The 15,681-nt window shown below is 41.7% G+C and carries 12 protein-coding genes; all 12 read left to right on the top strand.

The features are described 5' to 3' along the window. Positions 1 to 34: 34 nt before the first annotated feature. A complete protein-coding gene (locus H5181_RS14075) occupies positions 35 to 970 on the top strand; it encodes a DUF58 domain-containing protein (RefSeq protein WP_011638128.1) in 936 nt (311 codons plus the stop codon). Next, positions 971 to 1,519, top strand: coding sequence for a DUF4381 domain-containing protein (locus H5181_RS14070; protein ID WP_102036149.1), 549 nt, complete (start codon positions 971 to 973; stop codon positions 1,517 to 1,519). Next, positions 1,513 to 2,532 carry a VWA domain-containing protein gene (locus H5181_RS14065; protein ID WP_182751334.1) on the top strand — a complete coding sequence of 340 codons (1,020 nt, stop codon included), beginning with the start codon at positions 1,513 to 1,515 and terminating at the stop codon, positions 2,530 to 2,532. Before H5181_RS14070 ends, H5181_RS14065 begins: the two co-directional genes overlap by 7 nt. Further along, the gene (locus H5181_RS14060) at positions 2,532 to 4,604 is read left to right on the top strand and encodes a VWA domain-containing protein (RefSeq protein WP_220491729.1); all 2,073 of its coding nucleotides are present in this window, start codon (positions 2,532 to 2,534) and stop codon (positions 4,602 to 4,604) included. Before H5181_RS14065 ends, H5181_RS14060 begins: the two co-directional genes overlap by 1 nt. Next, positions 4,598 to 6,232 carry a BatD family protein gene (locus H5181_RS14055; RefSeq protein ID WP_102036152.1) on the top strand — a complete coding sequence of 545 codons (1,635 nt, stop codon included), beginning with the start codon at positions 4,598 to 4,600 and terminating at the stop codon, positions 6,230 to 6,232. Before H5181_RS14060 ends, H5181_RS14055 begins: the two co-directional genes overlap by 7 nt. Before the next feature lie 101 nt (positions 6,233 to 6,333). Beyond that, positions 6,334 to 6,897 (top strand): sigma-70 family RNA polymerase sigma factor, encoded by a 564-nt coding sequence (locus tag H5181_RS14050; RefSeq protein ID WP_011638133.1) that lies wholly within the window; start codon positions 6,334 to 6,336, stop codon positions 6,895 to 6,897. Continuing rightward, entirely contained in the window at positions 6,890 to 7,597 is a 708-nt protein-coding gene (locus H5181_RS14045) for a DUF3379 domain-containing protein (RefSeq protein ID WP_011638134.1), read from the top strand. Before H5181_RS14050 ends, H5181_RS14045 begins: the two co-directional genes overlap by 8 nt. Before the next feature lie 133 nt (positions 7,598 to 7,730). Continuing rightward, positions 7,731 to 9,191, top strand: a complete 1,461-nt coding sequence (gene putP, locus H5181_RS14040; protein ID WP_011638135.1) for a sodium/proline symporter PutP — start codon at positions 7,731 to 7,733, stop codon at positions 9,189 to 9,191. 421 nt (positions 9,192 to 9,612) lie between these two features. After that, positions 9,613 to 10,896: an OmpP1/FadL family transporter gene (locus H5181_RS14035; protein WP_011638136.1), complete on the top strand. Its 1,284-nt coding sequence runs from the start codon at positions 9,613 to 9,615 to the stop codon at positions 10,894 to 10,896. A 200-nt stretch (positions 10,897 to 11,096) separates the two neighbouring features. Then, a complete protein-coding gene (locus H5181_RS14030) occupies positions 11,097 to 12,158 on the top strand; it encodes an efflux RND transporter periplasmic adaptor subunit (protein ID WP_182751333.1) in 1,062 nt (353 codons plus the stop codon). Between the two features lie 5 nt (positions 12,159 to 12,163). Beyond that, positions 12,164 to 15,424 carry an efflux RND transporter permease subunit gene (locus H5181_RS14025; RefSeq protein WP_182751332.1) on the top strand — a complete coding sequence of 1,087 codons (3,261 nt, stop codon included), beginning with the start codon at positions 12,164 to 12,166 and terminating at the stop codon, positions 15,422 to 15,424. A 44-nt stretch (positions 15,425 to 15,468) separates the two neighbouring features. After that, positions 15,469 to 15,681: a DUF2892 domain-containing protein gene (locus H5181_RS14020; RefSeq protein WP_011638139.1), complete on the top strand. Its 213-nt coding sequence runs from the start codon at positions 15,469 to 15,471 to the stop codon at positions 15,679 to 15,681.

Raw genomic sequence — 15,681 nt, 5'->3', positions numbered from 1 at the left:
AGCGCCAGCACCTATTATTAAGCATGATTAGATTATGATGAACCCAACTAATTCATTACCACTTTACAGTGATGGTGTGAGCTTAAATGAGCAAGAGCTTATTGCTTGTCAAAGCTTATCCCGCGCCATACCCGATCGCCAATCTCGGGCGAAAGCGGCATTGTCTGGTCACCGAAGCAGCCAAATAAAAGGCCGCGGTATGGAGTTTGCTGAAGTACGTCATTATCAAAATGGAGATGACGTTCGTACTATCGACTGGCGAGTGACTGCTCGAACAGGTGTTGCGCATACTAAGTTGTTTGTTGAAGAACGCGAACGCCCTATCCTGCTATTAATAGACTTGAGCCACAGCTTATACTTTGGCTCCCAGCTACTATTACAATCGGTGCAAGTGGCTCATTTAGCCACCACGTTAGGTTGGAATGCCATTAACCATGGCGATAGGCTCGGAGCATTAATTGCCAGTGAAAGCACTCACTTGGAGCTAAAACCACGTAGTCGCCGTCAAGGTATTTTACAGTTAACCTCAGGATTAATTGATGTCCATCAACAACAATTAAACCAAATAAATCAATTATCACCCGATCCCGGCCATATGTTTAAAGCCTGCCAACGACTACAGCGTATTGCTAAGCCAGGGTCACTTATTTGGATTATTACTGACGGCCAGCATATCAACCAGCAATGTTTAGCGCCTTTAACCGAGTTGTCGCGTCACTGTGATATTGGTGCCTTTGTGGTAACAGATCCATTAAGACAGGGAACCTTAGCGTTACCCAAACAATTTTCTCTACCCGTACGAGATGGCCAACAACAACTGACCCTAACACGTCAAAGTTATGAAGCCTGGTTAAGTACCCAGCAACAGCAGTTGCAGCAATTCGTCTCATTAATGAATATGATAAAAGTACAACCTAAATTCATCGATGCCGCTAAACCGCTCAGTGCACAATTGGATATTTTACGTTAAATGACCACAGCTAATTTACCAACACAGCCATTGCCGATTGACGCCAAAGCCTCCGCTTTAGCGCAAATGCAAGATATTGTATTACCAGAGCCAATTAGTGCAGTGCCTATCGCACCAGGATATTGGATAATTGCAGCTGTATTAATAACCTTAGCAATCTGGTTAATTAAGCGTTTATATAAACAACATCAATATCATGCACCACGAAAAATAGCGCTGACGTTACTAGATAGCTATGATATTGAAGATGATACCTTTGCGGCACAGGTTAACAGCTTACTCAAACGCACCGCACTTACCTATTTACCGCGTGAACACCTCGCTAAACTCAACGGTCAGCCTTGGTTTGATTGGTTAGATACTCGCCTCGCCTCTGGCCAGCAACATAAAATTGGTCAACTATTAGTTAAGCGACATCAAGCAAGTGGTTTAGATCAAACCGAAAAAGCCCAATTAAAATCTTTAGCAAAAGCCTGGCTAAGCAATAAACGTCCTTTTAGTGATGCAACGTTATCATCCAACAATTCACATCTGGAGGCCAAATGCTAGCATTTTACTGGCCATGGTTATTAATCTTACTGCCGCTTCCGTTGTTGATAAAACGCATCAACATACATAATGTCGGCGGACATTTACAGCTACCCGGCATCGCGACAACGGTTACAGTGTCCAGCTCAGTAAACCGAAAAAGCAGCAGAAAACGTTACTGGCTAATGTGGGTATTGTTGTTGTTAGCAATAGCTCGACCACAGTGGCTTGGCGATCCCATAGAATTACCGGCAAAAGGCCGTGATTTAATGATTGCTGTGGATTTATCCGGCAGTATGCAAATTGAAGACATGGTAATAAATGGACAAACTGTTAACAGGTTTACCCTAATACAACATGTACTTAGTGACTTTATCGAACGTCGTAAAGGTGACAGACTCGGACTTATTTTATTTGCTGATCATGCTTATTTACAAGCACCACTCACTTTAGACCGCCGCTCAGTTGCCACATTTTTAGATGAGGCGCAGATAGGTTTAGTCGGCAAGCAAACCGCTATCGGTGAAGCTATTGCCCTGGCGGTTAAGCGCTTTGATAAAGTTGACGAAAGTAACCGAGTACTCATTCTGTTAACGGATGGCTCTAATAATGCGGGTAATATTGAACCAGAAGTCGCCGCTCAAATTGCCGCGAAACGAAACATCACCATTTACACTATTGGGGTTGGAGCCGAAATATTAGAACGCCGAACTATTTTTGGTAAAGAACGAATTAATCCATCAATGGACTTAGACGAAGACCAACTCAAAAAATTAGCTGCCATGACTAAAGGCCGTTATTTTAGAGCGCGAAATAGTGAAGAGTTAGCCAGCATTTATCAAGAAATAGACAAGTTAGAACCGGTGAGTCGAGATCAATTGAGTTATCGTCCCAAAAGTGAGTTATTTTATTGGCCATTATTAATGTCATTATTGCTCAGTTTTCTAATTAGTTTGCAACAACAATGGCCTGCTCAGTTATTGGCTAAAACCAACCAGACTAAAACTAACCAAACCAAAGAGGCGAATCAATAATGATCCATTTTATTCGCCCTGAATGGCTATTGGGGTTCATTCCAGTATTGATATTAAGTGCATTATTTTGGCGTAAACACAGCCAGCAATCAGCATGGAAGCAGTATATCGCCCCACATTTAAGTCAGTTGCTTATCAGCCAAACGGTTGAGAAAAGTCATCAGCCCAAATGGCTATTAATTGCCTGTTGGATAGTCGCCGTGATTGCGCTTTCAGGGCCGGCATTGAATAAACAAAATCTGCCGGTATTTGCTACCGAACAAGGTCGAGTACTCATTATGGATATGTCTCAGTCCATGTATGCCACCGACTTAAGTCCAAATCGTTTGTCCTACGCTAAATTTAGAGCGACCGACTTATTAAATGAATTAAAAGAAGGCGAAACAGGGTTGATTGCCTATGCTGGTGATGCTTATACCATTAGCCCGTTAACACGCGACAGTGACACCATTTTAAACTTACTGCCAACATTATCACCCGATATTATGCCCACTAAAGGATCTAACTTAGCAGCGGCGTTATCTCTAGCAGAAAAACTATTGGCTCAAGGTGGCCATGCCAGGGGCGATATTATTGTCATGACCGATGGCATTTCTGCACAACAATTTAATCAAGCAAGCAGTGCACTTGACAGCCGTTACCGTTTATCGATCATGGCTTTTGGCAGTAAACAAGGTGCGCCAATTCGCTTAGCTGATGGTCAATTACTGCGTGATAGTAGTAATGAAATTGTCGTCGCTAAAACCGATTACGGTCTATTACAAAAACTAACCCAACAACATCAAGGGATCCTTGTACCGGCCCAAACCGATGGCAGCGATGTGTCCACTCTAACCAACTGGCTGGCAACTGATGGCAAGGCAACAGAAACTGAGCTTGCTGGCGAGACTTGGCAAGATCTGGGTCCATATTTAGCAATGTTATTAATCATCCCGATGTTAATGAGTTTTAGACAAGGATTATTAACCCTTATGCTTAGCCCTAGCTTACTATTCGCTACTGCAATGACATTTAGTCTAGCCAACAGTCAGCCAGCACAAGCCTCTGTGTGGCAGGACTTATGGAAAACTAAAGACCAACAAGCACAGTCTGCATTTGAACAAGGTGAATTTTCACAAGCAGCGGAAACATTCGAAAACCCACAATGGCAAGCATCGGCACAATACAAAGCCGGTAATTATCAACAAGCACTCGAAGGATTTGAGCAAGATAGCAGCGCCCAAGGTTTATACAATCAAGGTAATGCCCTGATGCAACTGGAAGATTATCAAGAGGCTATTAATCGTTATCAACAAGCCATTGATTTGCAACCTTCTTTTACAGAAGCACAACAAAATCTTGACGTGGCTAAAAAAAGACAAAAACAACAAGAAAATACCGATCAACAAAATGAATCTAAACAAGATCAATCAGATAATGGCCAACACTCTGACCAGTCGAGCAATGACCAATCTAATTCAGACAAGTCTAATCAAGACTCAAACTCTTCGCCTTCTGAACAATCGCAATCAGATGAACATAACGATGAGCAAAAGAATGAGCAAGATCAGCAAAACGGACAAGCTAATAACGAGCAACAATCACAAAGCAGTAACTCAGATGATAAAGCGGCTGACGCTGAAGATAAGCCCAAAGGCACACAACAGCAGGCTAATGACCCGTCTCAGAACGAAAAAGGCGCGAACCAATCTCCTGATGAACAAGCTGGGGTTGAACCATCATCCGATGACAGTCAATCTCAACAAGGTGATCAATCTGCCAATAGCGATGACTCAACAATGAGCAATGAAGCCAGTATGCAAGCAGAGTCTAATGATGAAAATGAGTCAGCTAAAAAGCAGCAAATGACTACATCGGCTGAACAAAACAATCAACCAGCACAAGCTGAATCTGCGCCATCAAACGTCATATCGGCTTCACAAATAAATCAAGATGATTTACCTGCAGATATGCAACGTGCTCTTCGCGCCATAAACGAAGATCCACAAGTATTAATCCGCAATAAAATGCAGCTTGAATATCAAAAACGTCGTCAAAATAGTCAACCGCCTAAGGAAAATGAACAGTGGTAATCAGAACTTTTTTTAGCCTATTGCTATTCATCATTGCAGCACCGGTATTTGCACTTAGCCAAGTACAAGCTACCATCGACCGAAACCCAATTGTTACAGGCGAATATTTCGTACTCGATATTATTGCCGATGATGATCTAAATGCGGGTGCATTAGATACTTCTGTATTACTCGATGACTTTATTGTTGGAAGAACCAGTGTTGGCCGTAGCACTAAAATGGTTAATTTTGACACCACCAAAGAAACTCGTTGGCAGGTATTATTGTCACCTAAGTCAGCAGGCAACGTCACCATACCAGCGTTTAACATCAAAGGGATTAGCTCAAAGCCAATTACCTTAAAAGTTATTCCACAAGGTTCACCTGCTGACGAAGTACAAAACGTATTTATTAAAATCAACACTAATGCCTCTGAAGCTTATGTCGGCCAATTAATCACTTATAAAGTGAAGCTATACCTTGCAGTAGAATTACAACGTGGAGTGTTAAGTGCACCCGTTATTGAAGGGGCGCAAATCAAGCAAATCGGCGAAGACAAAGATGGCAGTGAGATCATTGATGGCCGTCGCTTTAGAGTGATTGAACGCACTTACGGTATTATTGCCGATCTGCCAGGGGAGTTAGTTATCAATGGCGCCAGTTTCTCAGGCGATGTACTTGTTGAAGCGCCTAGACGCGGGGGTATGTTTGGCTTTAATGAAAGTCGGCCAATGCAAACAGAAGCTGAAAGAGAAGTGATCCAAATTAATCCAACACCGCCAAGCTACCAAGGAAAATGGTTAGTCAGCGATATTGCAGTATTAAAAGAGACGTGGCCAGACGATATCAGCGAATTTGAAGTTGGCAGCCCAATTACCCGCACAATTAGTCTGATTGCATCAAATACCGATGACACTAGTTTACCCGACATTGATATTCCACTGGCCGACGGCTTAAAAGCCTATCCAGAAAAACCGTTAAGACAAACTTTTGTCCGCGATAATCAAGTGGTATCACAATACAGTATCACTACTGCTATTGTGCCAACAAAACCAGGCACTTACACTCTACCAGAGATAAATGTACCTTGGTGGAACCCACATCTTAAAAAGCAACAATTTGCCACATTACCCGCCCGCACGATTAACGTGGTAGGCAGCACAACGGCTACGACAGATATTCCACCTGCAGATACTTTTAGTGCCGTTCAAGACAGCGGATATTGGCCGTTACTGAGTGCGGTTCTGGCGGTATTATGGCTCATCACTTTAGTCTTATGGCGTAAAGCTGCATCGATAAACCGCACGTTGCCGCAATCTAATCAAGACAATAAAAACCTCAAAACACCTAGAAAAACAGCAACTACCGGACTCAATGCAATTATTCATGCATGCGATCGTAACGACAGCAGTGCTGCTATTATTGCGATACAAGCCTACTTTAGCGAGCGTTTAGGCAAATTGATGACCTTGACTCAAATTAGCGGTTTATCAGAACAATTGGCGTTTGCAATGAATAAGCTACAAGCAGACAAATACAGTAATAAGCCACAAGCGATTGATAAAAAATCGCTAATGGATGCTATTTTGGCTTATCAACAACCCCCTCTCGACAATAAAAAATCAATAATCGCGGAGCTAAATCCATAGCATTAGAAGGCTAAATAGTAGGTGGATTCTGCTATTTAGCTTGCTATTAATCCTCCTCCTTTTTAAGCTGTTACATATTATTAACTCAAAAAAGTTAAAAAATGTTTGATTCATTGCGAAAGAAAAAGTCCGAACCCGCGGTCTTATCTGAGATGCTAACAAAACAACGACGATACGATAGCCTTGTCAGGGCTCTTCACACCGACATATTTCGCTACGCCTTTTGGTTATGTGGTGATAAGCATGTTGCTGAAGATATTACTCAAGAAACGTTCTTAAGGGCGTGGCGTTCATTGGACTCATTAAATGACGAAAAAGCGGCCAAAGCCTGGCTAATTACCATTTTAAGACGGGAAAATGCCAGACGTTTTGAGCGTAAACAATTTGACTATAGCGACGTAGAACAAGATTTACTTGAAGATGTACTATCGACAAGTCATGAAGAAGATACCGAGCAGTATTGGTTACGTCGTCAAATAGGTAAACTCGATATCGAATATCGAGAGCCTTTGTTATTGCAGCTGATTGGCGGGTTTAGCGGTGAAGAGATTGCCACGATGCTCGAACTCAATCGAAATACGGTAATGACCCGTTTATTTAGAGCCAGAAACCAGTTAAAAGACGCTCTCGAAGCACCAGAGGTAAGAGGTCAATCAAATGGATGATCTACAGTTCCGTCGCCATGCATACGGTGACCCCAATAATCAAGCCGACGATTTTTTAGCTCATTTAGCTGAAAATGAAGACGATGCTAAATTTGTCAAAGATCTACAAGCATTTGACCATAAACTCACTCAAGCACTCAATATTAGTGTGCCTGATGGACTTGCTGATAAGTTAATTTTGCGACAGCAATTGAGTCAGCATCAAAAGAGTAAAAAACAGACCCGTTACTTAATGGCCATGGCCGCTTCAGTTGCCTTTATTGTGGGAGTTAGCTTTAGTCTATTACGCTTCACGCCAGTAAACTTAGGTGAAAACTCGTTGGCTCATGTTCACCATGAAACCAAAGCATTAGTGATGGAACAGGATATTGGTTTTAACGACGTAAACTTTAAACTCGCCAGTTTAGAAGGATTAAGTGATTCGAAATTTATCCAACAACCAGGCCGTGTTTTTTACACTTCTTATTGCGACTTCCAAGGTGTTAAATCATTGCATTTAGTGATGGCCGACGAGAACGGAAACAAAGTCACGTTATTTATTGTGCCCGTCGAAAGTCGTATTGTGTTAGAAGAAGCTTTTGCTGATAACCAATATAAAGGCCAAAGTTTTCAAACAGCCGACGCCTATATGGTGTTAGTGGGCGAACCCGCTTCTGACCTTGAGTTTGTCAAAAAAGAAGTTGAAAATACCTTTATCTAATTTATAAATTAATGATTAAAAATCCGCTACTTCATTGGAATAGCGGATTTTTTTCATTTTAAAAAATCAAAGTGTGAACTAGATCGAACTTCTGCTAGCATATCGACCATAAAAATAATCACTTGGAAGCAATATGGAAATTCAAACACCAATCATCATTACCTTTATCGGATACCTTGCCTTAATGATGGGCATTGGTTACTGGGCTTATCGTAAAACAGACACGGTTGATGATTACATTCTCGGTGGTCGCAAAATGGGGCCCGCAGTAACAGCGTTAAGTGTTGGCGCATCAGATATGTCTGGTTGGTTGTTATTAGGCTTACCTGGAGCGGTGTATTTAAGTGGTTTAGGTGAAGCCTGGATTGGATTTGGATTAGTTTTTGGTGCGTGGCTTAATTGGTTATTTGTTGCAAAACGACTGCGAATTTATACCCAAGTTGCTAATAATTCTTTGACGTTACCCGATTTTTTTGAAAACCGTTTTAATGACTCTCATGGACTATTAAAATTGGTTTCGGCATTAACGATCCTGATCTTTTTCACTTTCTATGCTTCTTCAGGCATGGTGGGCGGCGCGATATTATTTGAAAAAGTATTCGGCCTCGATTACAACCTCGCCTTACTGATCGGTTCATTCATTATTGTGTCTTATACCTTCGTAGGTGGATTCTTTGCCGTCAGCTGGACCGATTTTTTTCAAGGCTGCTTAATGTTAATTGCATTATTAATTGTACCCATTGCAATTTTCAGCCAACCCGACACTCAAGCAAGTTTTGAACAAATTGATCCTGTCATGTTGTCATTTATAAACGAAAATACTACCGTCATTGGACTCGTGTCTCTCTTGGCGTGGGGATTAGGCTATTTCGGTCAACCGCATATTTTGTCTCGTTTTATGGCTATCGGCAGCCCAAAAGATTTAGTACTGTCCCGTCGAATAGCCATGAGCTGGATGATAGTGTCGTTAGTCGGCGCCTTAGCCACCGGTATTGCCGGTAGCCTTTATTTTGCTGCTGAGCCACTTGAGAACTCAGAAACAGTATTTATTCATTTAGCCCATGCCGCTTTTAATCCATGGATTGGTGGTTTGCTGATTGCCGCTATTTTGTCTGCCATCATGAGTACTATTGATTCACAATTACTGGTTTGTTCTAGTGTCATCACGGAAGACTTTTACCTTAAATGGTTACGTCCACAAGCCAGTAGCAAAGAACTGATGTTAGTAGGCCGTATTGGCGTTATTGCCATTGCCCTAGTCGCAGGCGTTGTTGCGCTTAATCCTGAAAGCAGCGTGTTAGGACTCGTCAGTTATGCATGGGCTGGGTTTGGCGCTGCGTTTGGTCCCGTGGTGTTATTGTCACTATTTTGGCAAGGTTATAGCCGTAATGGTGCAATATCAACCATTCTAGTGGGTGCTTTAACCGTTGTCGTTTGGAAACAACTGACTGGCGGTATTTTTGAATTATATGAAATCGTCCCTGGATTTGTTTTCGCAATATTCGTGGGGGTCATCGTCAGTAAAATATCACCACCAACACCGAAAACTATCGGCGACTTTGCTGATTTCCGTGAATCTTTAAAAACACAATAAACTCAAATAAAAGGCTATGTTTGTCATTTTAATAGCTCAACCGCTGTAATTGTAGAGGTTGAGCTATTAATCTTATAATCGAATTTAAAACAATCGAGTGTTAAAACAATCGCATTACCTCACAAGCTTCGATAATCCTCATGTTGTTAGTGTCTTAAATCCACTATGAATAAACTTTAACTTAAACTAACTGCACAGTAATGGTTGTCTAGAACTGATCATAAATTTACATATACTGCCATGCTATCAAACACCTACTTCACCATTAAAAACAAGAATTAACTTAATGTTAACAACAACTAACATCTGGTCGGAGTTGTTACATTAGTCACACTTACCTAATATGCCTAAAATTTTGGCCGTCAAATGCTTGAAGTGAATAAACTTTGTGCAAAACGGTAATAATAAATGAGACATAATAATGAATAAATTCCACAAGACCCTCATTGCTACCGCGGTAGGCTTACTCAGTGCACAAGCATCCGCTGCTGGTTTTCAGTTAAACAGCCAATCTGCTACTGGTATTGGTCGTGCAATGGCGGGTGATGCCGTTATTGCTGACAACGCATCGGTTCTATCTCGTAACCCCGCAGCTATGGCCCTTTTTGATGAAACAGCGCTATCTTTAGGTGTTGTTTATGCAGATATTGATGTATCAGTATCTGATGTAGAAGGCAATTTTGCCGGACAAGACGTTGCTTTTGGTAGTGAGCATAAGGCTGCAGAAGCAAAAGTTATCCCCAATTTTTATTACATCAATCCAATTAACGACAAAATGGCGTTTGGTGTTGCGGTATTTAGTAACTACGGCACTGGCACCGATTTAGGTGACTTGGCAAACAGAACCCCTACCATTAGTGGCAATGCTGTACCTCTTCCGCCTCCAGTAGATTTATTAGGTAACACAGAAGTTGTTACTATCAACTTCAATACCAGTATGTCTTACCGTGTGAATGATCAGTTTAGTTTTGGTTTTGGTGTTGATGCCGTTTACGGTAGTGGAACCCTGACACGTACTAGCGATAACCCACAAATTGGCAGCCTAGTAGATGTTGATGCTGATGGTTGGGCTTTAGGTGGGATTGTTGGTGTTGTGTATGAAGTTAATCCAGATAATCGCTTTGGCTTAAGTTACCGTATTAGTCCAAAACTTACCGCCAAAGGTGATGTAAATTATCTTTACACTGAATACAATGAAATTGATATTCCTATCGCTGATATTGCTCAGTTTGCCGGTTTCCACCAACTAACGGATAAGTTTGCTGTGCATTACACAGCACAGTGGACCAATTGGAGTGCATTCGACAAAATCGTGGTTAAAGATGGTGCCAATGGTGTCGACCAAGCAGATTTAAAAGAATACCACTGGAAAGATTCGTGGTTCTTAAGCCTAGGCGCTACTTATAACCTCACTCAAGACTGGACTTTACGCGCAGGTGTCGCAACCGATCAGGGCGTAGTTAATCAGCATTCATCATTATCAATACCTGATTCTGATCGTACTTGGTACACCGCGGGTGTGAGTTACGATTTAAATGCAAAATCAAGCGTTGATTTAGGTATCGCTTTTGTACGCGGAGAAGATGTTACTGTACTAGAAAATAGTAACCTTCTTGCTCAAGTGCCTGGCTACAACAGTGAGATTTCAGCACAAACGCGTTCGAATGCTGTCTACTACTCAGTACAATATAACTACAGTTTTTAATTAGCAGTATTTACCCTTTTTTAGTCCGCTCACCACGGGCTAAAAGTTTCCAACCAAGCCGCCTTTTATTGTTAATTGGCGGTTTTTTTATGCCATTTATATCATAGGGTTCTAATCTATACGATTTTACAATATATCGGTTGCTTAACAGTGCAAAGTCCATTAGAATTTTCTTATAGACTTCAACTTAGGCTATCACTATGTCTCGCTTATCTAATAATTTATTCTTCGGCACCATTCTCGCAACAACAGTACTAGCCACAATAGTATCTTATACAGCGCAAGCCTCTGATGTTGCAACATTAAAACTAGTATATTCGGATCAATATCAGCCGCGTATTTATGATGCAAAAATTGAAGCTATTAAAGCGGCAACAATTTCTGCACAAACCTCAGGGCGGATAATCAATATCCATTTTGATGTAAATGACCTCGTCCCACAGGGCGCTGCATTATTGGAGATTACCAATAAAGAGCAAGGTGCAGGATACGCGGGGGCAGAAGCGGATCTAGCTAAAGCTGAGGCGCTAAACAGTGAAGCACAAGCACAATATCTTCGTTATAAAACATTATTTCCCAAGGGCGCCATATCAAAAGGTGCGATGGATGAAGCCACTGCCAAAGCAAAATCCAGCAAACAAGCAGTCAGTGCCGCTCAAGCACAGTTAATAAAGGCTAAAGAAAGTTTAAATTACACTGTAGTAAGCGCACCTTTTAGTGGCCGAATGACCCAGCGATTTATCGAACAAGGTGAAACCATATCTTACGGCCAAGCTTTGTTCTCTGGCTACGACACTCAACACCTTAGAGCTGTATTTCAAATTCCTCAGCAAGATGTGGCTCAGGTGCAAAAACAAGAACAAGTAAGCGTTCAGTTGTTCAATGGCGATAAAATCATTTCTAATGATATTAACGTCTATCAATTTGCCGATCCGTTAACTCATCAACATCAAGTTAGAGTAAACATTGATGCCAGTAACATTGAAGACGTCATAGTAGGTCAATGGATAAAAGTCATCGTTAACTTCCCTAGTCGAACGAGTTTAATGATCCCATTATCGGCCATACATCAAGTCAGTGACTTAACGTCGGTATATCGTCAAATGGCAGACAAAATAGTGCTTAACCAAGTGCGTATCGGCCGAGTAGATCATCAGAATAATACCGCAGAGGTATTATCAGGTTTAATGGAAGGCGATGAAATTGTTATCGACGCTGGACGTTATTTAATACAGTCCTCTGCTGCAAAAGGTCAGGAGTAAACCTGATGACAACACCTAATGAATCGATAAAACTAGGCCTTTCAGGCTCAATAGCAAAGGCATTTCAACACAGCGCCATTACCCCATTACTGGCTATTTTAGGTTTATTACTCGGCCTTTTTGCGGTGATTATTACTCCTAAAGAAGAAGAGCCTCAAATTGATGTCACCTTTGCAGATGTGTTTATTCCCTACCCTGGAGCCACACCAACGGAAGTTGAAAACCAGGTCACCTTGCCTGCAGAACGGATTATTTCTGAAATAAAAGGCATTGATACCCTGTACTCATTTTCTCAGCCGGATGGCGCGCTCATTATTGCGATTTTTGACGTTGGGGTACCACGAGATGAAGCTGTGGTTAACTTATATAATCAACTTTATTCAAACAGTGATAAGTTTAACCATGCTGCAGGCATTGGAGAACCATTAATCAAACCTAGAGGTATTGATGACGTACCAATAGTAGGATTGACGCTCTGGTCTCAAGATCCAAACATCACCGCAGAGCAGCTTACCTTGGTCGCATCAGGCCTAGAAACCGAACTAAAACGGATACCTGGTACTCGAGAGATTTATAGTCAAGGTGGCCACGAGATGGTGTTAAATGTGCGCATTGATCCTGTCAAAATGAACAGTTTCGGCGTAACGTTCAACGATATTAATGCCACGTTGCAAGATAATAATCAAATGTCTACGGTCGGTTCCATGACCCAGTTTAATCAAGAAATTAAACTGCAAGCTGGGCAGTTTTTACGTTCGCTTGATGATGTTAATAATCTGCTGATTAAAGTCAATCAACCGGAGTCTATAACGGATAGAAGTCCATTTCCCCGTGCAGTTTATTTATCTGATGTCGCCGATGTTAGTCTTAAAAGTGATATTCCGAAACAACACGTTTGGCACGTAACAGACAAAGGAACTTACCCTGCTATAACAATCGCTATTGGTAAACAGGCGGGGCAAAATGCCGTCGACATAGCTAATGCCGTATTAGCTAAAATAGATGCTGTCGATAACGTTTTAATTCCCGATAATGTCAATGTCGCTATCTCTCGCAACTACGGTAAAACAGCTGGAGATAAATCTAATACGCTTATTTTTAAATTGATTTTTGCCACATCAGCGGTTGTGCTACTGGTATTTTTCACCATGGGGCTTCGTGAGTCTGCCGTAGTTGGTGTTGCCATTATTATCACTCTCGCTATTACCTTATTTGCATCTTGGGCGTGGGGATTTACCCTAAACCGGATTTCATTGTTTGCACTTATTTTCTCCATTGGCATCTTGGTCGATGACGCCATCGTAGTAGTAGAGAATATTCATCGGCATATGGCCATGAGTAATAAACCGATAAGCGAGCTTATTCCTCATGCCGTAGATGAAGTCGGCGGACCAACCATATTAGCCACTTTCACCGTTATAGCTGCCCTACTACCAATGGCATTCGTATCCGGACTAATGGGTCCATACATGAGCCCAATTCCGATTAATGCCAGTATGGGAATGATTATTTCGTTATTAATCGCGTTTATTATGACCCCGTGGTTGAGCCGAATATTGTTAAAGCCACATAAAAAGTCACATAGCTCGACCAATATAGCGACTGACACTGGCATACCGGTAGAAGAAGACAATCGATTAACTCGTCTTTTTACCCGAATAATGAGTCCTTTTTTACTCGGAGAACATGCGCCAAAAGCACGAAAAGGCTTAGCTTTGGGGATCGTATTATTGATAGCCTTCGCTGTCGCCCTACCAGTGATGCAAGCAGTGGTCTTAAAAATGCTGCCTTTTGATAATAAGTCTGAGTTTCAAGTAATGGTCGACATGCCTGAAGGCACACCTGTGGAGCAAACTCAAAGAGTACTGCAAGATCTTAGTCAATATCTTACCTCTGTTGAAGAAATAGAACATTTACAGTTGTATGCAGGCACTCATGCACCTATGAATTTTAATGGTTTAGTTCGACATTATTTTTTACGCAGCAGCCAAGAGCTCGGTGAAATCCAGGTCAATCTAGTGGATAAAAAGCATCGCGATCGTGACAGTCATACGATTGCATCTTCTGTGCGCGAGCCGTTGCAACAAATTGGCCTACGTTATCAAGCCAATATCAAGATTGTTGAGGTGCCACCTGGCCCGCCTGTGTGGTCACCCATCGTTGCTGAGGTTTATGCGCCTAACACCGAGTTACGTGAACAAGCAGCAAATGACTTATTGCAACGTTTTAGAGATACCGAATACGTTGTTGATATGGATATATATTTGCCTGCGCAACAACAAAAGTGGCAAGTCATCATTGATCGAAATAAAGCCAGCTTAATGGGTGTTTCTTACGCCAGTATTGTCGATGCGATCAGCACTGCTGTTGATGGTAAGGATGTCAGTTACTTGCATCAAGCACAGCTAGCTCATCCCACACCGATTAGATTACAACTTGATGAAGCCGCTAAAGTAGACCTAAAGCAAGTACTGTTATTACGCCTACCTACTCAGTCGGGTGAAACTGTAGCACTGGCAGAATTAGTTAAGGTGCAACAACAAGTCATTAATGCACCCATTATTCATAAAAATATGGTGCCAATGATCATGGTTATTGCCGACATGGCAGGGCCAACTGGCAGTCCGCTGTATGGCATGTTCGATATGGTCAGCCAAATTAATCAGCAAAATGAGCAAGGTGACTCAAGTTATCCAATTCAACAAAATTTGGTTAATCAGCCTGATGGATTAACCGACGTGTCGATTCTGTGGGACGGTGAATGGAAAATCACATATGAAACCTTCCGCGATATGGGCATTGCTTATGCCGTTGGCATGATTGCAATTTACTTACTTGTAGTCGGTCAGTTTAAATCTTATATCGTGCCGTTAATCATCATGGCGCCCATTCCGTTGACCATCATAGGTGTTATGCCTGGGCACGCTTTATTAGGCGCTCAATTCACGGCTCCGTCTATGATAGGCATGATAGCGCTGGCAGGCATTATTGTCCGAAATTCAATTTTGCTGGTCGATTTCATTAATCAACAAATAGCCGCAGGAGTTCCCTTAGAGCAGGCGGTTATCCATTCAGGCGCAGTACGAGCAAAGCCAATTATGTTGACAGCATTAGCGGCAATAATAGGGGCATTATTCATTATTGATGACCCTATTTTTAACGGATTAGCCATCAGTTTAATATTTGGTATTTTTATCTCAACCATTTTAACCTTGGTGGTGATTCCGGTGTTGTATTTTTCAGTAATGAAACATAAGCATCTGTAAAAACATTATTTATTCACTGGGCTACGCCCAATAAGGAGCTAAACATGTCAGTAGAACGAAGTATTATGGCCTTTGCTGGCTTTATGGTTTTATTATCTCTTGTGTTAACCGCAACAGTTAGCCCGCATTTTGTCTGGCTTACTGTATTTGTAGGCGCTAATCTATTTCAGAGTGCTTTTACAGGCTTTTGTCCTGCAGCGATGATAATGAAAAAATTAGGCGTCAAAACTGCAGCTGAAATAGCCTTAAATAAATAA

Origin of the sequence: Shewanella sp. SG44-2 (genome assembly GCF_014164215.1) — a bacterium.
GTDB classification, from domain to species: Bacteria; Pseudomonadota; Gammaproteobacteria; order Enterobacterales; family Shewanellaceae; genus Shewanella; species Shewanella frigidimarina.
This window is presented reverse-complemented; position numbering and strand designations above follow the sequence as displayed.